The sequence below is a fragment of the Fictibacillus arsenicus genome, assembly GCF_001642935.1.
Classification (GTDB): Bacteria; Bacillota; Bacilli; order Bacillales; family Fictibacillaceae; genus Fictibacillus; species Fictibacillus arsenicus_B.
Genome location: NZ_CP016761.1, coordinates 1,178,883 through 1,201,133, shown reverse-complemented (window position 1 = coordinate 1,201,133; position 22,251 = coordinate 1,178,883). Strand labels below are relative to the sequence as shown.

Genomic DNA, 22,251 nt, shown 5'->3' with positions numbered 1-22,251 from the left:
AAAGTGACGCAATTACGAGAGCAAATAATATATTTTTCACTTTCAATACATACCTTCTTTTTTAATCTGACTTAATCTACACTTTTAATCCATTCATAAAGGATATCTGGCAAATTTTCTTCATTTTCATGCCCTCTACCAATGATCTTAAAGCCATTCATCTCATAAAAGCGTTGGGCTTTTTTATTTATCTCGAATGTGTATAATGTTAATCTTCCTGATGATTGTTCCTTCGCTTTTCTAAGTAAGCTTTTTCCTATACCCTTACCCTGATAGTCGTTATGAATATAGAGCTGGATAATTTCCGATTCATTATATGCAATGATTCCAACCACGTTTTCATCCCATAGGGCTATATCAACTTGATATTCTTTATGTAAAATATGATTCAAAAAGTATACATGGCTTTCAAAACTATGAGCTTCTTTATGACCAATAGCCTTGTACTTGCTTTCTCTCCACATTTTAACTGTTTGTTCAGCATACTTAGATTCATAGGGTATAATAATAATTTCATGATCCAATCGATCACATCCTTTCCTTTCCAAAATTAAATTCGATTTAACGCCTTACAACCCTTTTTTCAGATTAGTTCATTAGCTTTCATTTGCTTCTTTCAAAATCTATAATAAACATAAATAGGAAGCTATTATTCTTTTCTATGGAGGTGGGAAGATGTTCTTTGGAATAAATGATGCATTTCATTTTTCTACTGATGGTGATGATTTTAACACCGTAAAAAACGGCACAGAGGAATTCGTATTAGGTAAAGTTGAAACCGTCCATGTTCTATCAAAAGAAAATAGAGTATTAATCCTAACAAGGGATTCGCAAACAACGGACTATTTATTTGGATTTGATTTAGAAGGTCAATTATTATTTAAAGTTGAACCTCCGGAACATTATCATTTTTGGTATTTGAGCGGTAAACAGGTTGCTTGTACGGAAGCAGATGATCAAGCCAAAAAGTCTCCTCTTTCAGGATGGTGGTTCTCTATCGATTTATTAAACGGGAATATGGAGATGGGATCGCCCGCCTATTAAAAAAAAGCAACTACCTCTAACAGTAAGTACTTCACTTTTGGAGTACAAACAATAAAAAACACTAAAAAAGACATATGAAATCGTAAATGATTTCATTTCAGACCGTAGACAAACCCCTTTTCACTATAAATTGAAAAGGGGTTTGTCCTGTTTTTAGCTTTTTTTAGTTAAGATATCAAGCTGGGCATGGCTCTCGCCATGTCCAGTTTGCCAGTTTTTTAAGGTTCATGGCAGCGAAAGTAAGCATCGCCTGCATGGACACTTTTTTAAGCCCTCTGAGCTTCGTCCATCGCATACCATGCTTTTCTTTTGCATCCGCAAAAACACGTTCAATCGTTTCTTTTCGCTTTGCATACATTTCTTTATTCTCTTCAGTATGTCGGAGGTGATTGGCTTCTTCGAGATAATCCTCCCAGATGTGCCTGTGAATCATCTTTATGTGCTGTTGGCTCTGTGTACATTGAGAGAGTACTGGACAGTTTTGGCACTTCAAAGGATTGGAAGCGTATTGACGATAGCCCTCACGGGTCGTCGTTCTATACGATAAAATCTCACCTTGTGGGCATATGTATTGATCATAGTATTCATCGTAGACGTACTCGTATTTCTTAAAGAAACCATCTTTTGTTTTGGGTCTGGTATATGGCATCACGGGACGGATTTCCTGATCTATTAAATACTTAGCGATAGCTGGCGTTTTATATCCTGCATCAACGGCAAGGGCAGTTGGTGTTCCTACATTTTCGATCAACTGATTCATCAATGGCTCGAGCATTCGACTGTCATGAACATTGGCTCCTGTGACTAAACTTCCTAATATAAATCCTCTCGAGTCGCTGGCTGTATGAAAGGAATAGGCAAACAATTTCTCTCGTTCATCCTTCACATAGTAGCCACTCTCAGGATCAGTCGTACTTATTTTCACTTCTTTAGTTTCAATCTTCGTTTGAGGGGGTAATGGCTTTTTTCCGTGTTCCTCACGGTCAACATTAATTTCTTCTTCTAATAAGTTCTGATAGCTACGCGTTTCAACACGAACTGTTTTCTTATCGAACTTCTTTTTATTGGCGTTTGCTTTCACATGTGTGGAATCAATAAACGCAACAGTTGGATCAACCAATCCATGATTCATCGCTTCACGAAGAATACGGTAGAAGATTTGTTCAAAGAGATCACTATCGTGAAAACGGCGTGCGTAGTTCTTACCGAAGGTTGAAAAATGAGGTATCTTCTCACTAAAGTCATAGCCTAAAAACCATCGATAAGCGACGTTTGTTTCAATCTCTTTAATCGTTTGACGCATGGAGCGAATACCAAACAGGTACTGGATTAAGACCATTTTGATAAGAACAACTGGATCTACACTCGGTCTGCCATTATCTAGTGAATATGTATGTTTTACTGCATCATAAATAAAATCAAAGTCCATAACTTGATCAATTTTACGTACTAAATGATCCTGAGGTACAAGCTCGTCGAGAGCTGCTAAAGTTACTTGATGACGTCCTTCAGTAGAATGCTTAGATAACATGTTAATTTCTCCCCTCAAACATTATCTAGTTTAATTCTACAATAAAAAAAGCTTGTAGACATATACTTTGTCTACAAGCTGATATGAAATCGTAAATGATTTCATTTGTCTTTTTTTATTGATAAACGATATTATTTACTTTAAATAAAAAAGGAACAATGCTTTCTCCGAGTTATCACTTAAATCTTTAAATGTTATAAAAAAATGTTCTTTTACAGTCATTTTCCTCATTCTGTTAGGAATAGTAAGCTTAAAGGTGCTCGCAAAAGTTACAGGTGACGATGCAGCAGGTCCAATTTCACTAAGTCTAATGGGCATTTTGGCAACAAGTATCATCGCAGGCATTATGGATTTACTTCAAAAGCCATTAAAAAATTTCCTGGATAAAAAATAAAAAAGTTATCAGCAGTCCCATTCGTTCTTCCAAAAAGTAAGGTTGCCAACAAAATCTCAAACAAGATAAACAAAATGAAAGGTATGACGACCATGGCAATATTGGAGGCGATGAGACGGTCCTTAATGGACATAATGGAACTTCCCTCCGTTGCTTCAAAGTCAAGCCATTATATCAATTATTCCACTTTAATATTCCCTACAAATTCCGTATCTCCCTGATCAGAATCGAAGTCTATTTCTAATACATAATTGCCTTTTTCTTTCGGAAAATAGAATCCTCCAGCTTGTTCACCTAGAATCTGAATCTCATCGCCTTTTCTAGCTACTACACCTATCGTTTGCCCAGTATAGATATAATGGCCGTCTTTACCATTCTGTTCATAAACTAAGAGGGCCCGTCCGCCTGGTTTCACCGTAATCTGTTTCTGTTTGGCAGCGAGCTCTTTCAGATCAATGTGTTCCTTATTGAGGTCTTCATCAGTAAATCTCCAGTTACGATTCCCCTCTTTCAGTTTATACTTCTTATCTCCTATCTCTAAATGCGCTGTAGGTGGGTCTTCGTAATAATCCTCACCTATACATCCAGTCAGCAGAAGAATGCAGATCAGCCATGCAGCTGCAAAATATTTTTGCTTACTCAAGCTCTTCAACTCTTTTATCACCTCGTCAGACTATATTTCTATTTTCATTCTTTACGGTTAGGAAAGATATAAAGTACGTAAGAATGGCTGTTAAGATACCTGCTCCAAACAGAATGCTTCCAATGATCACAAAGTTATTTTTATACGTGTCAACAACTCGATTATATTGATCAGTATCAGCAACGCCAGCTTGATCATGAAGCCAAGAATCGCCCATGGTAGTCCCAAAATAGTTACTTGAAAACATCAGAACTAACCCTGCGATTGCTAAAAGAGATGAAATAATACTTAATTCTTTGATCTTGTTATCCAACGATATCCCTCTAACGAGATTCTTTTTTACTAATCCTTTTTTAAAGTTATTCGTTCAAACATACTTTATAACATTCCCTTTAATTCAATAAAAAAGAACACTTCTCTTTCTTGAAGAAATGCTCTACTTTAACGCTTGCTTTTATTATCTTTTGAGTAACGAACAGTGTTATAGTTTAACCTCTTCAATAATGGAATTTCCCTCAGTAGCTTCTGAGTCAAGCCATTTCCAATTCTCGTAAAGCCTGATTCGCCCGTCTGGTAAGATTTCAGGAGTAGAAATACATTGTCCGCCTCTAATTTCATTTTTGGTGTTTACGTGGTTATACCTAAACTCTAAACAACCGTCTTCCTTTACGATCCCAACTAATGTTCCTTTTATTATTTCCCCTCCACCATAAGTTGCAGTGATGATCTGACCCTCTTGTTTATATTCAAAAAAAGTCTTTGAAGAAACTTCTCCGTTCTCTGTATTTTCTACTGAGACAAAGCTGCGGCCATTATAATCTATCATCTCGTTGCTCCTCTCCCAATTTATTTTTACAATCATATCATTTTTTCTTGGGAAGGCCATTTATATCAGCCAGATTTTATACCTATTCAATTTTATAATTAGATAAAATCTAGTATCCTGATATCTACCGAATCAATAGAACCAATTTCCTCTTTTAAATCCCATAGCATTATTTTCGAAGTTTCTTCGTTTTCCTTTAAAGGTTGGAGTTTTTCCATGTTTGCAAAGTACACGGGATTAAATTTAATTTCTCCATTTATTGTTTTTTTAGACTTTAATAAACCTTTAAACTTTAAATCAGTTACCATTTGTCCAGTTTCTTCATACAGTTCTCTTATTGCACATTCCTTTGGAGTTTCTCCATCTTCTCTACTACCTGCTGGCAACTCCCACTGTTCACGCCAAACGTTGTAACACAAAAGGTACTTACCTTCACATTTTATTACTGCAAATAAGCCCGCTACAGGATGATAATTATAGATTTCTTCTTCTGTCGCTTTAATAAACTCAAGGAACTCTATACCATTATATTTGGTTAAATTCATTTATTTTCCTCTCTAATAACTTCCTAGTTAAAAATATAACGCCTTTCAACCACACCCGTCTCGGCATTAATATAAACCATATCTCCTTCACCTTCGAAAACATAGACAAGAACGTAATCGGCAGATACGGTGGAATAAACAATGCCCTTTTCAATTAATTTCCCTTTGATACCTGAAACCTGTTCGGCCTTTAATTCAATTGACTCTTTACTAAGCACTTCCTTATATTTTTTAGTGAAAAATTCTTTTTTAAGCATAGGTCTATGGCTAAAAATGCTTTTGGCTAAGTTAAAGCAAACTCCCCACACAACTTTTTCTTGCTGAATTAACGGGGTATATACTTACAAATACTTTTTGAATCCCTTACTGACTGATCCATCATATCCTTCTCTTTCGAAGAACTGGTGTGCACTTTCACGGGATGAGTTACTTAGAAGCATAATTCTATGGCAATTTAACGACCTGCAATATTCCTCAACATACTGTAAAAGTTTTTGTCCAATATTCTTATTTCGATGATTCTCATGGACAATTATATTCTCAATCACTCCATATGGTCTTTTGCCATGCAGAGCTTGTAAACATATGTTTAGTGTCACTGTCCCTAATATTTCTGCGCCTTCCTCGTATACAAGTACAAAATTGTTCGGGTCTTTTCTTATTGCTTCAATTTGTTCTTCAAGTACATTCATTTTCTTACTATTGGGGACTAACATTCGATAGAGTTTGAACAATTTATCTTTATCTGTTCCTTCAGCTTCACGAATCATATAGATAACTCCGTTTATTAGCGAGATAATCTTTAGCCATAAAATAAGCGTGTGATGTGAATAGTTGTGTTTTAATTTGATTCGTTCTGATTAAATCTCCCAGTTTATCAAAATCAAATAACCGAACCTCTATTTCTTCTGTGGCATCAAGATCTTGTTCAAATCGTTGATAGGCATCCATTATGAGAAAAGTAATGACTTTGTTGTTTTGTGTAGCAGGATTCACCATAAATTCTCCTAATTTAATAGGTTTCATCATTGAAGTATATCCCGTTTCTTCACGAACTTCTCTGAGTATCCCTACCTCACATGATTCATTCTCTTCTATTTTCCCAGCTGGGATTTCTAAAAAAACATCATCCCCTGCGTATCGATATTGTTCCACTAGCACTATCTGATTTTCCTTCGTTACAACAATGGCATTCACCCAATCAGCATATTCATTTATGTAATAACCATCTATAATATGGCCGTTTGGCAGTTCACATCTGTCTTTTCTCAAGTTACCAAATGGAGTTATAAAGTAATATTCCGAGTTTAATGTTTTCCATTTTTTCATATGTACCCTCTTCATTTCATTAATTTTTCCTGTTGAGCAATGTTAACAATTCTTTCAATAACAGACTGAATGTCATCGGAGTTTTTGATTGTAAATAAATGATCTGTTTCTCCTTCTATTGGAGCTATAATATCTTCTTTATTCGTCTCATTTTCTTGGCGAGTTAATACTTCCTCAAAAGTTGAAGCAACACGTAACACATTTTTACTTCTATTGCTCTTTGCAATTCTCTCTTTAAGAACATAGTTTGGAAGATCGAAGTTAACTAGTATACTCGTAAATCCTTTGTTATGAAAATATTCAAGCTGCTTTAGACGACCTTTCCGACTTCGATTTTACAGGGAATAATATGGCAATTCGTTTCATTAACTGCATAATCAACAATCGTTTGTGTGATAGCATATTTGATTAGATTAGGTCCTTGTTTCGGTAACAATGTTTGGTAATAAGAATGCAGGAATTCAGCATGGTTATCTTGATCGATCACAACGGAGTTATGTAATTCTTTTTCCAATTTTTTTGCAAATGTCGTCTTTCCGCTATGTGTTTTGCCAACGGTCATGATTACTAATCTATTCATAAAATGAACACCATTCCTTACCTTCTGCCTTTATCTTTTTATTTTCTTCAACACTATTAAAATCACAAATATGGTAATGGTAGACAGGACTAAAAGACTTGCAGTCATATCCGAACTATTCTCTTCTGAAACGTCTTCGGCAGTTCTTCCAAAAGTATACTCTTTCTCTCTCACAGCCTTTTTATAATTACCGTTGCCGTCGTCCACCGCAATGGATTCATCTGGACTAACACCTTTAATAGAGTAATATTTCGTCCCTTTCTCATAAACATTTGAAAAATTTCCGGGCTGCTGATACATATCCGAGTACCTCGTAACCTTGCCGATCTCTTTATTTATCTCTGTTAGTTGGAACAATTAAGGTACATAAGAAAACAACTAATAGTGTTATTATTTTCTTCTCCAAATTCTCCCCTCCAGAAGACCACATTTTACGAGGTATTATTCAAACCCATCCCTCTTATCTCAAATCCATCGGAATTTCAATTTTTTAAAAATATAATGTAAACCTGCAACGATTAGTCCGAAAAAGGTAACTTTAATGATAGAAATCTGCTCCATCAGAGGAGTATCGGTTGATCGGTTTGAAGTAAAGACAGACCACCGACTCGGTTCGGGGTATAAATGTGACAGTATGATCCAGAAACAAAAAAATAAAAACACAAAAGCCCTATAAAGCTTCATAATATCCCTATCTCTCTGACAGATTTTATTTTTTAGTCAGCCGTAACAATAACGGAGTGGGAACTACCTTGATGTTTCATATAATCTTCTTGAAGAATGCCGTAAACCGCACAGTCCTTGTATTGATTCTTGCTATTGCGGATCATATGTCTGATGATTCCTTCTTGCTCCATCCCCACTTTGCTCATAATCCTTCCTGAAGCAGGGTTATCGGTGTTATGAGCTGCTGTTATCTTATGAATATTCATAGTCCTGAAACCAAATTCCACAACCGCTCTTAAGGCTTCAGTTCCATAGCCCTGATTCCACCATTTGTAACCGAGTGAGTAGCTTACCTCACAGTTATCAGTGGCACTGTCAAAATCATATAAATCGATTTCTCCAATTAGTTCGCCGGTATCTTTCAGCTCAATAGCCCAGTAACAAAAGTCTTCACTTTCATATTGGTTTACGATCTTATGTACTCTCTCCATTGTTTCCGAAACTGACTTGTGTGCTGCATTGATTCGATTGTCAGTAACCCGTTCGTCTGAAAGCCAATGATCAAAAACACTTTGAGCATCATTTATTTCAAACTTTCTCAAGATCAGCCGGTCAGTTTCTATTTTCGGGGTTCCTGTATAGTGGATCATTTTGTCACCTTTTCAGAGATTTAAATTTTGTTAACCTTAAATTGATTAAGGAAGATAAGAAAGCAGCAGAAAACCCGATATATCTCAACTGATTCACTACTTGAGCTCGTTCATAATTATATGTATCCATAAGAGCAGCTATCCAAAGTAAAGTGAACGCTAAAGAATAATAGAAGATGAAGTTTATTCCACCGCTATCGCTTAGAAAACTCTTCAGCACTGCAACTATAACTATTGTTATAGAAAACCCTATTTATATGAAAAATTCATTTTTCGTTGGAGCTTCCTCAACAAATAATATTTGTATGTAAAATACTATCGGCACTAAAACGATAAAAAACAGTAACAAAATAACATTTACGATATTTTTAATTAAATTTATCAAGGTCCAGTACCTGCTGAAACAACCTCATACCCTTTATCGTTTTTTTTCACATAAAATATGGTTGGTGTCATTCCTGTTGCACTATCGAAATCATGCCATGTTACGTCGAACCTCTCACCATATTCGGGATCGCTTCCATTCTCTTCTATGTATGCTATGAAACTCTGATATGGATGTCCTCTTTCTGTTAACTCTGCCCGAATGGCGGATTTCTGACTATCGCTGTCATGAAAGGTTGGTGCCAGCAGCGGAGGAAAGATAAATAGACTCATCATGAAAAATAGTACAAAATATATCTTTCTTCTCATTCAACCACCTATACTGTCCGTTCCAGTTTCAATTCAAAATCCGGGTTTGTCACAAAGTTCTTGTAATGAATTCCGCCATTTTTTTTTAAGTAATCTTTAAAACGGGTCCGTACCGCTTCCTCTGTGATGAAATCCAACACTTGATCGATTGGGACCCAGCGGCTATCGGTCGTTTCTTCTTCTTGTATACCCAATTCTCCTCCGATCGGTTTGCAAACAAAATCAAACATCACTTTGGTTGGTATGTTCGTTACCCCATCGTACCCTATGTATTCACCCGTGTTTGAATAGACTCCTGATAGATGTGAAACCTCAATGTCTATCCCGCTTTCTTCCTTCGTTTCTCTGATGACTGCTTCTATAAGGCTTTCTCCGTTTTCCACCTGTCCACCTGGAAATACCCAGCCTTCATGATGGGTTTTAACGAGCAGAATGTTTCCATGATTATCTTCTACCCATGCACCTACCGCTACAATATGAGTTGGCATTGCCATACCGATTACCTCCCACAAATTTAATTATTCTTTTATCCATCATATTCGCAGTTTGAATTTTTTTCCATAACAAAGAAATGATTGATTCATGATAAAATCAGATTCTTTTACTTTGATGAATCACACCGGCGTAATGTAGATCCAATATCTGCATATAAACAACTTGGAAAGAATGGAGTATGATTACTGTTTTTTAAAAGAGAGGAAACATGATTTTATCTTTAGTGCATAGACCTCCACAAAATAAAAAAGGCTGACATCAAAAGATCACGTTAACGTTACGTGTCCTTTTGGGTCAGCCCCTCCATTAAAAATAGCGCAGTTACTCCCTTTGTAATTCCTATTGAATAGTAACCGTTTTTTCCGCTGTTGTGTTATTAGACTCTACTTTTAATTGAATCTCACCTTTTTGAAGGGCAGTAAGTTTCCCGGTCACTGTATCAAAAACAGCAATGTATTTGCCTGAGTCTTTTGCTTTGTTTAAAGCTTCACCCTTTCCGATAAAAACATTATCACTTCCACTCCAATTTACGCTTGCCGGATAACGCAGCGGAAAGTTCACGTTTCCTGCCTGATGTCCGGTCGTATCCACTTTTACCGTCTCACCTGCAGAAATCGTTTCTGGTACATCCAAAGTTATACCTTCCAATAGTGGATTCACCTCTGCCCGTATCCATTCAGTATCACGGATCGGACTTTGTTCACTCGAGCTTTCTGGTCCGTTCGCTTTTGACGGGATTGGTGTTGGATCGATTCCGAACATAGTCCATTCATGGAATCCACCTGCATCAGGTGGACCGTATGGTGCTTTCCCTGTTGGACCGACAACCATATACGGAACCCCGTCAACGCGTTCTACGTTTACTGTATGTGCATGTCCGGAAACATGAAGTACGCCTTTTCCTTTCGATTCTTCCCTAAACTCCGTCATCCACTTCTCTAACAGTTCCGCTTCTTTCCGGTCTGTCAGCTGGCTGTTTTGTGAAGAAAGGGGATCTCTTGTTGGATGGTGCTCCAACACAACGAGATTCTTGATTGCCGGATCTTTGGCTGCTATTTCAAGCATGTTTTTAAATTCGACCAACTGACTAAAATCCGATGTACGCAAGCTGCCTGTTGATGAATCCATGAGAGCGAACTGTGTTCCCTTATGTGTAAAGAAGTAGTTGTTTTCTTTAAACTCGTGCAAGAAGTTATCAAGATTTCCGGGTCCCATAATTTCGTGATTACCCGGGATATAATAGACCGGAATTTGATCTCCTACTTCTTCCTCTAGAATCTGCTGTGCCAGATCAAAGTCTTTCGTATAAGCCGTATCCACGAAATCACCGCCGATGATTAAGAAATCAGGTTTCTCCTTTACGATTTGTCGCAAGCTTTCTCTTGCTAGTCGCACTTGCTGGCTGTTTGGTGAGGCTGCGACAAACTGGCTGTCCGCCATGACTGCAAATTTCCAGCGCTCCCCCCCAATTTCTGCGTTCTGTAGAACAATAGGATCTGGCTTCTCTTCGACAACAGGAACCTCCACAGTCGGGCTTAATTTTACCGTTAGATCATCGTACACCAGTTCATCTGTGTATTGTTTCGATTTATCTGTTTCGATCGCTCCGATTGTTCGTAACTCTAGTGGAAACTTCACACCAGAAGGTACAGGAATCTCGATTTTCTGCCATCCTGTCCAGGTGACATATGGTCCGTAAAGATAATGATTGCTCCCATCAGATCCTTTTGTAGTAAAAGACATCCATTCGCCTTTACCGTTCCCCTTCACCCAAAGACCGATCGATTGCGGCTCGCCAGGCAGGAATAGAGGATTAACAGGATGAACGTTAGCCGTTCGTGTTCCGGTTGACTTTGAAAAATCAAAGTTTACTTTAATCCCGTTGCCGTTTTTACCTTCTCCAGCCTGGATTGTTCCAGAACCGCGGGCTGAAGAAAATCGCCATTCAGGCAGGGTTTCCATCGTTGAAACATTTTCAGTTTTTAATCCGACTGTAACGGGAAGAAAAGCTTCTTTACCCATTACTATGACTTTTACTAAGGTAGAACTTTCATCCGTTTTTGTCAACACAGAAAAGGATCCGTCGGAATTTGGCTTTACTTCAATAACAGACTGATCATACTCTAATTTCACATCTTGAGGTTCGATCGGTGCGGAATAGCCGTTTCTGTCATATCCCTTTATATAAAAGTCTCCGGTTGCTCCTTCCGCAAGACCAACTCTTGGTACGCTCGCTTCAATTCGCTCTAGCTCGCCAAGAACTGTAACTGGATTGGTTCCTTTTATATGCTTATTTTGAGCTTCTATATTCGCTTTACCTGATTTTGCTGCATGAAACACTCCTGAATCATCCAGCTTCCCAACGTCTCCAGGAATGGCTTGCCATCTGACTTGTCCCGTCTGTACAGGGTCGTATACGTTATCAAATCCTTTTGCTGAAAACTTTCTTGTAAGTCCTGGAAAGATGCGATCTGAATTTTCGACCTCAGACTCAGTCGATACATTCATTCCGAAAAGATCGCCCGTCCCTTTTTCTGTAAATAGACCGATTCCATTTGGCACTGCCCGTTCAATTCCATCAGAGGGACTGTTTACGATATCGACTTGATCTTCCCCAGACGTTCGTGCAACCATGGTTGAGGATCCGCCTCCATCTAAATTAATCGCATGGTATGCGCCAAATTCTTTCATGAGCTCACCTAGTTCATAAAGCGTCAAACCGCGGCTGCTTGTTTGCCTGCCATCGACTGTCACGAGATACATCTGTTTCCCGTCTGCCGAATAACCGACTGCCGTCCGTGGCGCTACTGCAGCATTATCCACATCCTGCACTTCTCCATCTTTTACCAGAACAGGGTTACCTCCGATCGCGAACTTAAAAGGATTGCCGTTCGTAATTTTCGGTGCATATTGAACCGTAATTTCCTGTCCAACCGTTAGCTGCTGCAAGATACCAGCTCCTGCTTCACGTCCTATCAATACGAGCATATCTTCAGAAATAGGTTCATCCGAAATACCCGCACTGCTTTCTATTACTCTTCCATTTTGGATTCTGACTTCATGCACGGATTTACTGCTGCCTGCAACACCGCTTCTGGAAGCTGTACCCCAAAAGGAAGAATACAAGCCGATTCCATTTGCCGGTATGCCATACTGATTTAATGAAGTAAGCTTGTAGTTTTTATCATTAAACGTGATTGTCCCATCAAGAAGAACATCTGCAATCTGTCCGATTCCGTTATCATCTAGCCCTGCAGATTTCTCCCTGCCAGTCGCTGCTCCTTTTAAAAGCTTCCCGTCTTGAACCTCTACACCGACCGTTGCTTTCGTTCCATTGATGTCAAAGAAATCACCGTTCACTCCCGCTATAGCTCCTTCACGGTTAGCAGTTTCTGATAATGGCTCTGCTTTTGACACAACACCAGGATGCAGAATATCTGCAAACACAGATCCCTTCGCCAAATCTACCTTCATCATTTCACCGTTTAACCACCCACGGGCATCAAACCGTTCGAAACTCGTTAATTTCACGCCATCCCCAATGGTTTCCGTATGATGATTGGTAACTAGTGTGATCTCTTTTTCACCTTCAATGACCGTATGCGGTTCATCATGTTTGGATGATTGAGCTGGTCGCTCATCCAGAATACGAACCTGTTCGGCATCTTCAGTGGACGGTTGAGCCATAACCGGCTGCATCATACCCGCTGTCATAGAGACCGATAGAGAGCCAATCAGTAAATACCTTAATTTATTCACAAATACTCCTCCTAGAAAAATAGATTTATGATTCTATTAAAACAAAAATCTGTTAATTTCTAATGAGGCTTTTGTAAAGTTTGGAACACATTGAAAATATAGGTAATAACTCCTCGTTGTTAAAAAATCTTGGAAGTATATACCTATAACATTAAATAATTTGTTTATAAATTACTATCTAACTAGAGCATAAAAGGATTTATTTTAGAAACACCCGAAATGCTAAAGAAGAGCTGACTCAAAAAAAAACTTTAGAAGTCAAAACTCTTTTCAATCAACCTTATTAGCTATCGTCAACTATTCTAAAAATCCGCGATATGATTGCTGTAACTTGAGCATATTATGTATTTTTTATTTGTAAAAATAAAAAATTCGGAGCTGCCAAAAGTAAGTTTATCTTACTTTTGGGACAGCCCCTTCATTTTGACTAACTAATCATTTTTTCAGAACAGGAATCCACACTTCGGACCTGTAGCCTTCTGGTTCTGTAGGATCAGCGGTATAAACCTCGATTTCGGGCAGTCCGGCATGTTCATATTCAGTTGCCGGAAACCATTCCTGGTATATTTGACGGAATCCATTGTGAATAGCTGCAGGTATCGGTCCATCACATGGGAAAACAGCCCAGGTTGAGGAAGGTATATGGTGCAGTGTTAATCCATCTGCTAGAACCGCTGCCTCTTCTTTCTTACCAATCATGTATGTAAAATTTTCATCAAAATTTAATGTTATGCCGAGTAGAGGCGTATCGGTTTCCAGGGATTTGAATTTCGCAAGTGTTCCGTCCTGCTGACATTCTCCCCAAAACCATTCTCGGGTGCAGCCTTCCTTCCCACATGTTAATGTGGCAGATTTACCGATTACGATAAACGATTCTTTTTCCTCTATGAGATAATCCACTTCCTTTTCTCCTTGGATCGTGAATTGGAGCGAAAGACGGGGAAACGCTTTTAATGAAACGCCAGAACGCCGAGCTTCTCTGGGTGAAATGCCATGGATTTTCCGGAACATTTTGGAGAAGGATTCCGGCGAATGATATCCATATTTCAAGGCTATATCAACCACTTTAGAGGAGGATACGGCCAGTTCTTGCGCAGCTAACGTTAATTTGCGTTTTCGCACATATTCACCTACGGTCATTCCAGTTAACATATGGAACATTCTTTGAAAATGGAAAGGAGAAGAGAAGGCAACCTTAGCAATCGCCTCGATATCTAGCGGTTCGTTCATCTTGCTTTCCATGAACGCCAAAGCATCTTCCATCCGTTTCAACCAGTCCACACCTAATCACCTCTTTGCTCCTTGTTAACTTGAATTACGATTCGGCTAAGCATTTTTGAATAGACGGTATTACATTCGACACCTGCTAGGTTCCAACCTGCTTTGCACGATGAAAATGGTGATCTGTTGTCAAGAGCTGCACCAGCTAACCTGTTTAGTAAAAGCACGGAATGACAGGATTCATACCAGTGGCTTTTATATAATGAATGCAGGAAATAGATTGAAACAAGGAAAATAAAAAAACAAAGGAGCGATTATTTTGATGAAGAAAAGATTAGTTAGTTTGATGACTGTGGTGGCGCTTTTCTCGTCCAATGCAGCAACGTTTGCTTCTCAACCGTCCGATCGGCATGTGGAATATGTCTCGTTAGGTGATTCCATACCAGCCGGAATGACACCGTATGGTTCGTATGACCTCAGCTATACAGATTATCTATTGAAACATTTTAATAATGGAGGTGCTGTGGTAGATTACAATAATTTTGCGGTTTCCGGTTACACTTCAGACCAATTAAAAAATGACTTAAAAGACAACAACATCATACGGCAAGAAGTAAGGGATGCTACACATATTACCGTTACTATTGGTGCGAATGATTTGTTCCAAAGACTTCTTTCAGATCCATCCTCTGCATATGAAGGAATCATCATTGCCAGTGACAATTTACAAACGATACTCAGTACCATCGACGAACTAAATCCTGACGTCGAAGTTTATGTAATGGGATATTATAATCCATTTGCTTACTACCCTGAACAAGTTCAAGAGTTTTTAGTTCCATTAAATGACGCACTGAACGCAGAAATTGAAAAGCGCACCGAAGCGAATGGTGATACGTTTGTTCCGACAGGAAATCGAATCGATCCACATTTCGAAAAATATATGCCTAACCCAGAAGATAATCATTTGAATATAAAAGGATACAAAGTAATAGCAAAAGAATTCTGGAAGGCCATCATGCAAAACAAGAAAACCAAATAACTTAGAATCTAGCAAAAACGACTCGTCCATTTACGAGTCGTTTCTGCTGTTTCGCCTTTTAATTATAGAAAGATCAAAAGTCTTGTGCCATTCTTTTCTTTTTTATGTTATGTAGTAATTTGTTTGTATTTGGTTAAGGCATCAAACAAGAAGTCTTTGTTGTAGTTTGCTTTTTCATGAATGACGTTAACCCAATGCTCAATAGAATACGTTTGTTCCTCATCATGCAAACCATCATTCGTACTGAGAAAGCTCTCCCAATTATAAAATTCCCAGTGTGCCACTTCAAATTTGTATGGGATTCTGCACTCAAATAGTGGATATAATCCGATGTGATTTTGCGAAAATTCGGCTGCTTGCATAAAGGCATTCATCTCAATGGGCTCAAGATTGAACGTTTGTGTGGACCACTTCCCATTTGGCCGGTGGTAAAGGATTTCGATAAAGCCGTTATTCTCCGGTAGCACCTGTATCTTGGCTCCTGGAAAAAAACCAGTCAGCTTATCGTTCGAGAAATCTTCAGCACTTGTATCCACCAAGATTGGAGTTAACCACTGATCTCCTAGATCGCACAAATACCGCCTGCCATTCTCGTCTAGAGCAATGACAGCTACATGTGCCTTTTCCGTGTTAAACTTTGAACCGATCGGATAGGCTTTTACACCATCTTTTTTGAATTCATCCAGCAGCCAAAGGACCAGATCAAAGCAATTACCGGTAATGCCGTATCGCTCTCGATGTTCTTTCATCTGGGAAACATCTCTTTGTTTCTTAGGAGTTCCTTTGTCAAAATACCAAGCCTTCGTCAGTGTTTCCATCGGAAAACTATCAAACTTCTTCCACGTCTGAAGAATGCTCAGTTTCGGATACATATCAGCCACCTCCCTGACTTGTTTTTTATTAAAGAATTTTTCTCATTTCACTATACTTTCCTCTCCAGCTGCAATTCAAAGTCAGGTTTTGTTACATACGCTTTATAATGCACCTGTCCTTCTTTGTTCATATAATCGGTAAAACGGGTTATGTATGCTTCACCTTCAACCAAATCCAACACTTTATTTTTCGGTACCCAGCGGCTTTCGGTCGTTTCATCTGACCCGCACAATTCTCCGCCCACCGGTTTACAAACAAAATCTAGCATTAGTTTAGTAGGTACATCCGTTACGCCATCATGCCATTTATATTGAGCTGTGTTCGAATACACACCCATTAAGTGAGAAACGATGACGTCAATCCCGCTCTCTTCTTTTACCTCTCGTACGAGTGCGTCCATCAAATTTTCTCCAACCTCAACTTGTCCGCCGGGAATCACCCATCCGTTATGATGTGTTTTAACTAATAGAATATTTCCGTGATCATCTTCTACAAATGCACCTACCGCTACAATATGAGTTGGCATCGCCATAACTATTACCTCCTGTAAAATCTCTTATTCTATTTTCATCATAGTAGGAGTTAGAATTTTTTTCCATAACAGGAGAATGATAGATTCGTGATAATAGTTTGCACGAGAAGTTCAGCGAGTCAATCAGGAATTCCCGCCTGCTTACCATTTATTATTCGGAGAGTACCGCTGTTCTTGTGGCATGCCATATAACGATCACTCCAAAAGGGATAAAAAAAATCTCGAGTCGTGATGACCCGAGGTTTTTCTCTATTAATTAAATTGCAGGTACTCTAACACATTACCGAATGGATCTCGGAAGCTGACGAATTTCCCTGGAGGACAATCTGTCGGCTCTTCCACGATAAAATCAACATGATGATCTTTCAGCATACGAACTGTCTCGTGAATATCTTCGGTTTTCAGAGCTAAAACCACTCCAGAAGGCTTGCTCGAACCTTCTTGCATGGGATGTTCAGTTTCTTCTAGAACGATTGGCAAATCTCCATGAACAAGTGTTACAATTTTGGATCCATACTGTTTGTTAACTTCAAATCCTAAAACAGTTGTGTAAAAACTTATTGCCTTCTGAATATTAGGTACATAAATCCCGATCACACAAACTTGACTCATTAACCCACGTCCTTCATCCTTTATTTGGAAACACCTCTTACTTATTCGATTAATCTAAAAAAACACCTGCAAAAAATGTCGCAAAAAAACTCGAGTCTTGATGACCCGAGTTTTTAAGGCGTTCATTAGACGCCCTTTACTTTCAACCCAAACAATTCAATAAAAGTAACGGCTTGATGAGGTGAGATGATTGCACCGCGGAGGTCATTCTCTTTTATATGTATAAATGTGAACTCGCAACGGCTAAGATCAACATCCTTTAGCGATGTGTCTGAAAACTGCACCTCTTCGATGTTCGATGTCCCAAGCTGAACATTGTCCAGCTTTGCCTCAATAAAATTTGCTTCCTTTAACAAACAGTTGTCAAAGCGTACATCCCGAAGATCTGTAAGACTGAACAAGGAATACGGGGCTGGACAATCGATGAACTGCACATCCTGCATCACAGTTTCATCAAAATCCACACCTGTTAACTTACACTCTTTAAACGCAACACGATTAAATCGCGCACCATTTAGTTTCACATTCGATAGGTCGCATTTTTCAAATACTACATCAGCCCATGATGAAAAGGGCAGCTGTGACTCTTCAAAGTTCACATTTTTTATATGAACTTCACTAAACTTAATGTTCTTTGCATTGATATTGCCGATCGTTGATTCGATCTTCCCCATTTCGAAGTTAGATCCGTCAGCCATTTCGTTAATTGTAATAATTTCCAAATCTTCCGGAAGGTCTGGAGTATGTATGGTTCTTACCTTCTTATTCATTTTCATCACCCCTTTTTAAGCTTCGACAAAAATAGCTTTTCCCCTCCCAAATAATGTGGCTGTTGATTCATGTAAATCAGTCACGGGTGGAACTGAGGGTTCACGGGGCGGTACTTCGAATTGTTGGGGTGAAACTGAACCAAGTTCGGGTGAAACGTGTACAATTCTGGGTGAAACTTCATTGTAACTGGGCGTACGTGAATTAACCGGTAATACCATATTGCTGCCGAATGGATCCCGTAAACTGATATGTTTTCCTGGTGGACATGGTGTTGGCTCTTATAAAAAATAAACTCAGGTCTTGGTGACCCGAGTTTACCTCATATTATCTGTTCACTATTCATTTCAACTCTGGCTCGTATTTAGACTGTACTCAAATAAATCTATGATTTCTAAAAACCTTTCAGCTTCTCTAAACGTATGGTCTGCTAGAAGTGGATGGATATTACTCTTTATACGGCACGCTTCTATTAGCTCTCTTGCTGTTTTCTTAAAATCCCTTAATGAGGCAACGGAGACTTTATTTTGATCTAAAAACTGGCTTAATAATGGTTTAGTTTCAGATTGCGGCCGCATCGAATCTAAATCAATCGCTTGAAAAAGTAGTTGGTCGAAATCATGACTAAACTCTCTCGCCTGTTCTACTAACTTTCTCTCAGAAGGGTCTAATAGATGTCCGATAAACTTTGCATGATCCGCCATAATTCTTAAAAAGAATACATTTTCTTGTATAACTTCATCCGGTTTTGGGACTAAGACCCCTTTATTTAGTTCTTTTAATCGATTGGCAAAATAGGCTGCTTCCCTGCTAATATGGTCAACCAATAATGGAAAATTGTTTGTGCGGATCACACAGCGCAATGTTAAATCTAATACCTTCCGTTTATAGCTCCAAATTGCAGCAGCTGCTTGGTAGACCTCCGTGTTAAAAGCTTTAACCTGATTCAGGTCTGAGTTCACATTAAATCTGGATAACTTCTCCTCAATTCTTTCAAATACAGTTATAAACTGACGTGCTTCGTCGATCAATTGTTTCTGTTCATAAGTGAAACCCAAGCTTAGAAATAAGGCATGTTCTTTCATTATTCTGGACCAAAATTGAATTTCATCTAGAGACCTAGCCACTATCGGATTCGCCATTGTATCCCCTCACAGTCTTAATGCTGTTTCCCTTCCCATGTATATTATTAGTCTCCATTACTCATGCACAAAAAAATAAATTCGTTCAATGGTACTATTAACAATTTTTCAGACAGCGGACCAGCACCAATTTAAAAATTCCCGGATATAATGATTTTGTTCGATCTAAGTTACCAAAAAGGAGCGCGGTTCAATGGATGTAAGAAATATGCAAGAGCAATGCCAAAAACATATAGGCAGCCATATGCTGCTTGAAACCACTGATGGACGAACGATTGATGGCATCATAGAAAGTACGGATGATCAGGGAGTAACGATGATGGTCGCCGAAGAGATGAATAGTGTAGAACGAGAGTATATTTTTACTGGTGACGATTATGATGATGATGATTACAGGCGTAGACCAAGGTTTCGAAGATTTCGCCGAAGAAGGTTTCCATTTCCTTTTATAAGAAGAATATTTTATTATCCATACTACTATCCGTATTATCCATATTATTATCCTCCAGGTTACGCTCCTCCTTATTCATATCCTTATTGATCTTGAAAAAAAAACTTGGGTCTGTAATAAAATGACCCACGTTTTTTTATGATTTTTACTTTTAAATTATGTTCCGCAATAAGTTTTATAAGAACCTTCTGATTCAGGAGGCAATTTGCAGTACTCTTCTTGTTCCGGTGAATATGCGTGTGGATTTGATAGTGCATCAAGCAGCTTCTCCATCACACTAAAATCTCCATTTTGCACTGCAGCTTCTAATGCCTCTTCTACACGGTGGTTTCGAGGAATTACTGCTGGATTACTGTTTCGCATAAACTCATTGGAAGACTCTTTTGATTCTGTCTGTCTGCTGCGTCTTTCCTCCCACTTAGCATGCCATTCTGCAAATTCAGGAGATCTAAACAATTTGTTATCTTCTTTTTTATCCAGGGTTAATGCTCTGAAGGTATTCGTATAATCGGCTGAATGCTCTTTCATCAGATGAAGAAGTTCCTTAATAATTGCTTCATCTTCCTTTTCTTCATGAAATAAACCAAGTTTGATTCTCATCCCTACAAGCCAGTGGCTGTTGAATCGCTCCCCGTATTCGGAGATCGCTTCTTGTGCGAGTTCCACTGCTTTCTCTTGATCGTCATGGAACAGCGGCAATAACGTTTCAGCAAACCTCGCCAGATTCCAGCCGCCGATACTCGGCTGATTGCCATATGCATATCGTCCTTGAACATCAATGGAGCTAAACACAGTTGCTGGATCATACGTGTCCATGAACGCGCAAGGACCGTAGTCGATTGTTTCCCCGCTGATTGTCATGTTATCTGTGTTCATTACTCCGTGAATAAAGCCGGCGAGCTGCCATTTAGCGATTAATGATGCTTGGCGTTTAATAACTTCCTTATAAAAACTGAGATATTTATTTTCGTCGTCTTTTACTTCTGGATAATGTCGCTCGATCGCATAGTCAGCGAGTGCCTGAAGTTCATCGACTGAACCCCACTGTCTCGCAAACTCAAATGTTCCAACTCGAAGGTGACTGGAAGCAACACGCGTCATAATAGCACCAGGCAGATTCATTTCGCGAATAACGGGTTCGCCAGTAGTCACGACCGCCAGACTGCGGGTGGTTGGGATACCAAGCCCATGCATCGCTTCACTGATGATGTATTCGCGCAGCATCGGTCCAAGTGCAGCACGACCGTCTCCTCCACGTGAATAGGGCGTTCTCCCTGAACCTTTTAACTGAATATCGAACCGTTCTCCATTTGGTGTGATCTGCTCACCAACCATGAGTGCACGGCCGTCACCTAACATCGTAAAGTTACCGAACTGATGACCGGCATATGCTTGCGCTAATGACGAACCGCCTTCTGGAACTTTATTTCCTGCGAAAACTTGAAGGGCTTCCTCATCCTTTAACGCTTCAACATTCAACCCTAATGATTTCGCAAGTGATTCGTTCAGCTGCACTAATTTGGGTCCTTCAACCGGGTTCGGATTGATCGTCGAATAAAACTTGTCAGGCAGACTTGCATAACTGTTTTCTAGGTTCCATCCCGTTTCTTTTGTCATGGGATCTCCTTTCTTAATCTTTATTTTATTAATAATTAAAGTTCCTCGTTACTTATCTAATTCCACATTAACACATTACAGATTTATTTGAGTCTCTTCTGCTTCACCATTATTCCCTTTTCACACCAAAAAAATAAACGCCCATTTGAGGGCGTTATTCTTCTTTTCACTTAAAACTTCTTTATTCAACACTTAACGATGCGAGGGCCAGGACCCTTGCATTTTTCTGATTTGAATAATTTGACCTGTATGATAGGCGTCGTGGAGGAAGATGTCCAGTAACTTCCCTTCTAGTGAATTTTGGTTAAGCTCCTCCTCAGAAGTCTTAATCAGCAAGTCTCTTAAACGGTGATAAACATCCTCGGCGCGTTCAACAACTTTATTCCATTCCTTATCATCATTCGACTGCTCAGTAAGGTTGAAGGTTTGATCACCATCTAGATTATGTGTCCATTCAATTCCCTGCATGTTGGACACAAGTCTCTCTTTATAATATATGAGATGATTAACATTCTCCCAGATTGTTTTAGTTGCCTCTCCCGCTGGTCTCCAGCAGGCTTGTTGTGCCGTAATTCCTTCAATGGCTTGTTTTAGCGGAGCATACCAGCTCTCCTTTTCATACGTTGAATCTAGTACATTTAAAAGCAAGTCAATTCGATCCAAAGTCATTTCCTCCTTATAGAAGTGAACCCTATTGTTCCAGAGCATGATAGGTTTACTATTCTTGTTTGAATGGTTTATTCCTTCTTTAACTGGATTTTTCAACCTTTCAAAAAAAGTCTGATAAAAACACTTTTTAATGAATATAAATAGAAATGCAGTTTTGTGTTTTACAGAG

At 38.9% G+C, this 22,251-nt stretch carries 26 protein-coding genes and 2 pseudogenes; 4 read left to right on the top strand and 24 right to left on the bottom strand.

Features of this window, described 5'->3' with window-relative positions; all coding sequences use genetic code 11:
- Positions 1-71 precede the first annotated feature (71 nt).
- Positions 72-464 (bottom strand): GNAT family N-acetyltransferase, encoded by a 393-nt coding sequence (locus ABE41_RS06365; RefSeq protein ID WP_172827389.1) that lies wholly within the window; start codon positions 462-464, stop codon positions 72-74.
- Positions 465-675: 211 nt separating this feature from the next.
- On the opposite strand from ABE41_RS06365, the gene ABE41_RS06360 reads away from it, so the two are divergent.
- Positions 676-1,044 (top strand): hypothetical protein, encoded by a 369-nt coding sequence (locus ABE41_RS06360; protein ID WP_066287672.1) that lies wholly within the window; start codon positions 676-678, stop codon positions 1,042-1,044.
- 175 nt (positions 1,045-1,219) lie between these two features.
- Here ABE41_RS06360 and ABE41_RS06355 read toward each other — a convergent pair whose 3' ends face one another.
- The gene (locus tag ABE41_RS06355; protein ID WP_066286973.1) at positions 1,220-2,575 is read right to left on the bottom strand and encodes an IS1182 family transposase; all 1,356 of its coding nucleotides are present in this window, start codon (positions 2,573-2,575) and stop codon (positions 1,220-1,222) included.
- A 148-nt stretch (positions 2,576-2,723) separates the two neighbouring features.
- Here ABE41_RS06355 and ABE41_RS20555 point away from each other — a divergent pair.
- Positions 2,724-2,969: pseudogene (locus ABE41_RS20555) on the top strand (DUF2975 domain-containing protein); the annotation flags it as partial.
- Here the strand turns inward: ABE41_RS20555 and ABE41_RS20955 are convergent.
- The 15 genes and pseudogenes from ABE41_RS20955 to ABE41_RS06275 all read right to left on the bottom strand — a co-directional run bounded on the left by ABE41_RS20955 (position 2,920) and on the right by ABE41_RS06275 (position 14,436).
- On the bottom strand, positions 2,920-3,102 hold the full coding sequence (locus ABE41_RS20955; RefSeq protein ID WP_066287667.1) for a hypothetical protein: 183 nt from the start codon (positions 3,100-3,102) through the stop codon (positions 2,920-2,922). The pseudogene ABE41_RS20555 and the gene ABE41_RS20955 overlap by 50 nt on opposite strands.
- Before the next feature lie 45 nt (positions 3,103-3,147).
- Positions 3,148-3,612, bottom strand: coding sequence for a hypothetical protein (locus tag ABE41_RS06340; RefSeq protein ID WP_156774235.1), 465 nt, complete (start codon positions 3,610-3,612; stop codon positions 3,148-3,150).
- A gap of 25 nt (positions 3,613-3,637) precedes the next feature.
- On the bottom strand, positions 3,638-3,925 hold the full coding sequence (locus ABE41_RS06335) for a hypothetical protein (protein ID WP_066287661.1): 288 nt from the start codon (positions 3,923-3,925) through the stop codon (positions 3,638-3,640).
- 168 nt (positions 3,926-4,093) lie between these two features.
- The gene (locus ABE41_RS06330; RefSeq protein ID WP_172827335.1) at positions 4,094-4,438 is read right to left on the bottom strand and encodes an avidin-fold protein; all 345 of its coding nucleotides are present in this window, start codon (positions 4,436-4,438) and stop codon (positions 4,094-4,096) included.
- Positions 4,439-4,536: 98 nt separating this feature from the next.
- On the bottom strand, positions 4,537-4,983 hold the full coding sequence (locus ABE41_RS06325) for an NUDIX domain-containing protein (RefSeq protein WP_066287658.1): 447 nt from the start codon (positions 4,981-4,983) through the stop codon (positions 4,537-4,539).
- Between the two features lie 23 nt (positions 4,984-5,006).
- Positions 5,007-5,291 (bottom strand): hypothetical protein, encoded by a 285-nt coding sequence (locus tag ABE41_RS06320; protein WP_066287655.1) that lies wholly within the window; start codon positions 5,289-5,291, stop codon positions 5,007-5,009.
- A 33-nt stretch (positions 5,292-5,324) separates the two neighbouring features.
- Entirely contained in the window at positions 5,325-5,753 is a 429-nt protein-coding gene (locus ABE41_RS06315) for a GNAT family N-acetyltransferase (RefSeq protein ID WP_066287652.1), read from the bottom strand.
- A complete protein-coding gene (locus ABE41_RS06310) occupies positions 5,743-6,327 on the bottom strand; it encodes an NUDIX hydrolase (RefSeq protein WP_253805445.1) in 585 nt (194 codons plus the stop codon). The genes ABE41_RS06315 and ABE41_RS06310 overlap by 11 nt, the downstream gene beginning before the upstream one ends.
- Positions 6,324-6,892 (bottom strand): annotated as a pseudogene (locus ABE41_RS21590) (AAA family ATPase). The gene ABE41_RS06310 and the pseudogene ABE41_RS21590 overlap by 4 nt, the downstream one beginning before the upstream one ends.
- 30 nt (positions 6,893-6,922) lie before the next feature.
- Positions 6,923-7,192 (bottom strand): hypothetical protein, encoded by a 270-nt coding sequence (locus ABE41_RS06300; protein WP_066287646.1) that lies wholly within the window; start codon positions 7,190-7,192, stop codon positions 6,923-6,925.
- Between the two features lie 416 nt (positions 7,193-7,608).
- The gene (locus tag ABE41_RS06295; protein ID WP_066287644.1) at positions 7,609-8,208 is read right to left on the bottom strand and encodes a GNAT family N-acetyltransferase; all 600 of its coding nucleotides are present in this window, start codon (positions 8,206-8,208) and stop codon (positions 7,609-7,611) included.
- 381 nt (positions 8,209-8,589) lie between these two features.
- A complete protein-coding gene (locus ABE41_RS06290) occupies positions 8,590-8,901 on the bottom strand; it encodes a hypothetical protein (protein WP_066287639.1) in 312 nt (103 codons plus the stop codon).
- 8 nt (positions 8,902-8,909) lie between these two features.
- Positions 8,910-9,395, bottom strand: coding sequence for an NUDIX hydrolase (locus tag ABE41_RS06285; protein ID WP_066287637.1), 486 nt, complete (start codon positions 9,393-9,395; stop codon positions 8,910-8,912).
- A 340-nt stretch (positions 9,396-9,735) separates the two neighbouring features.
- Positions 9,736-13,155 (bottom strand): phosphodiester glycosidase family protein, encoded by a 3,420-nt coding sequence (locus ABE41_RS06280; RefSeq protein ID WP_066287634.1) that lies wholly within the window; start codon positions 13,153-13,155, stop codon positions 9,736-9,738.
- Positions 13,156-13,590: 435 nt separating this feature from the next.
- Positions 13,591-14,436: an AraC family transcriptional regulator gene (locus ABE41_RS06275; protein ID WP_172827334.1), complete on the bottom strand. Its 846-nt coding sequence runs from the start codon at positions 14,434-14,436 to the stop codon at positions 13,591-13,593.
- 262 nt (positions 14,437-14,698) lie between these two features.
- On the opposite strand from ABE41_RS06275, the gene ABE41_RS06270 reads away from it, so the two are divergent.
- Entirely contained in the window at positions 14,699-15,418 is a 720-nt protein-coding gene (locus tag ABE41_RS06270) for a GDSL-type esterase/lipase family protein (protein WP_066287632.1), read from the top strand.
- A gap of 107 nt (positions 15,419-15,525) precedes the next feature.
- Here ABE41_RS06270 and ABE41_RS06265 read toward each other — a convergent pair whose 3' ends face one another.
- From ABE41_RS06265 to ABE41_RS06245, 5 genes are all read right to left on the bottom strand, one after another.
- The gene (locus ABE41_RS06265; protein WP_066287627.1) at positions 15,526-16,290 is read right to left on the bottom strand and encodes a hypothetical protein; all 765 of its coding nucleotides are present in this window, start codon (positions 16,288-16,290) and stop codon (positions 15,526-15,528) included.
- A gap of 50 nt (positions 16,291-16,340) precedes the next feature.
- A complete protein-coding gene (locus tag ABE41_RS06260) occupies positions 16,341-16,823 on the bottom strand; it encodes an NUDIX hydrolase (protein ID WP_066287626.1) in 483 nt (160 codons plus the stop codon).
- 252 nt (positions 16,824-17,075) lie between these two features.
- Positions 17,076-17,435, bottom strand: coding sequence for a VOC family protein (locus tag ABE41_RS06255; RefSeq protein WP_066287624.1), 360 nt, complete (start codon positions 17,433-17,435; stop codon positions 17,076-17,078).
- Positions 17,436-17,560: 125 nt separating this feature from the next.
- Positions 17,561-18,205 carry a pentapeptide repeat-containing protein gene (locus tag ABE41_RS06250; protein WP_066287621.1) on the bottom strand — a complete coding sequence of 215 codons (645 nt, stop codon included), beginning with the start codon at positions 18,203-18,205 and terminating at the stop codon, positions 17,561-17,563.
- Between the two features lie 345 nt (positions 18,206-18,550).
- Positions 18,551-19,345 carry a DUF2935 domain-containing protein gene (locus tag ABE41_RS06245; protein WP_066287616.1) on the bottom strand — a complete coding sequence of 265 codons (795 nt, stop codon included), beginning with the start codon at positions 19,343-19,345 and terminating at the stop codon, positions 18,551-18,553.
- A 193-nt stretch (positions 19,346-19,538) separates the two neighbouring features.
- On the opposite strand from ABE41_RS06245, the gene ABE41_RS06240 reads away from it, so the two are divergent.
- On the top strand, positions 19,539-19,886 hold the full coding sequence (locus ABE41_RS06240; RefSeq protein ID WP_066287614.1) for a hypothetical protein: 348 nt from the start codon (positions 19,539-19,541) through the stop codon (positions 19,884-19,886).
- 66 nt (positions 19,887-19,952) lie between these two features.
- Here ABE41_RS06240 and ABE41_RS06235 read toward each other — a convergent pair whose 3' ends face one another.
- Both ABE41_RS06235 and ABE41_RS06230 read right to left on the bottom strand, forming a co-directional pair.
- Positions 19,953-21,413 carry a protein adenylyltransferase SelO gene (locus ABE41_RS06235; RefSeq protein ID WP_066287610.1) on the bottom strand — a complete coding sequence of 487 codons (1,461 nt, stop codon included), beginning with the start codon at positions 21,411-21,413 and terminating at the stop codon, positions 19,953-19,955.
- 192 nt (positions 21,414-21,605) lie between these two features.
- Positions 21,606-22,076 carry a DinB family protein gene (locus ABE41_RS06230; protein WP_066287607.1) on the bottom strand — a complete coding sequence of 157 codons (471 nt, stop codon included), beginning with the start codon at positions 22,074-22,076 and terminating at the stop codon, positions 21,606-21,608.
- Between the last annotated feature and the right edge of the window lie 175 nt (positions 22,077-22,251).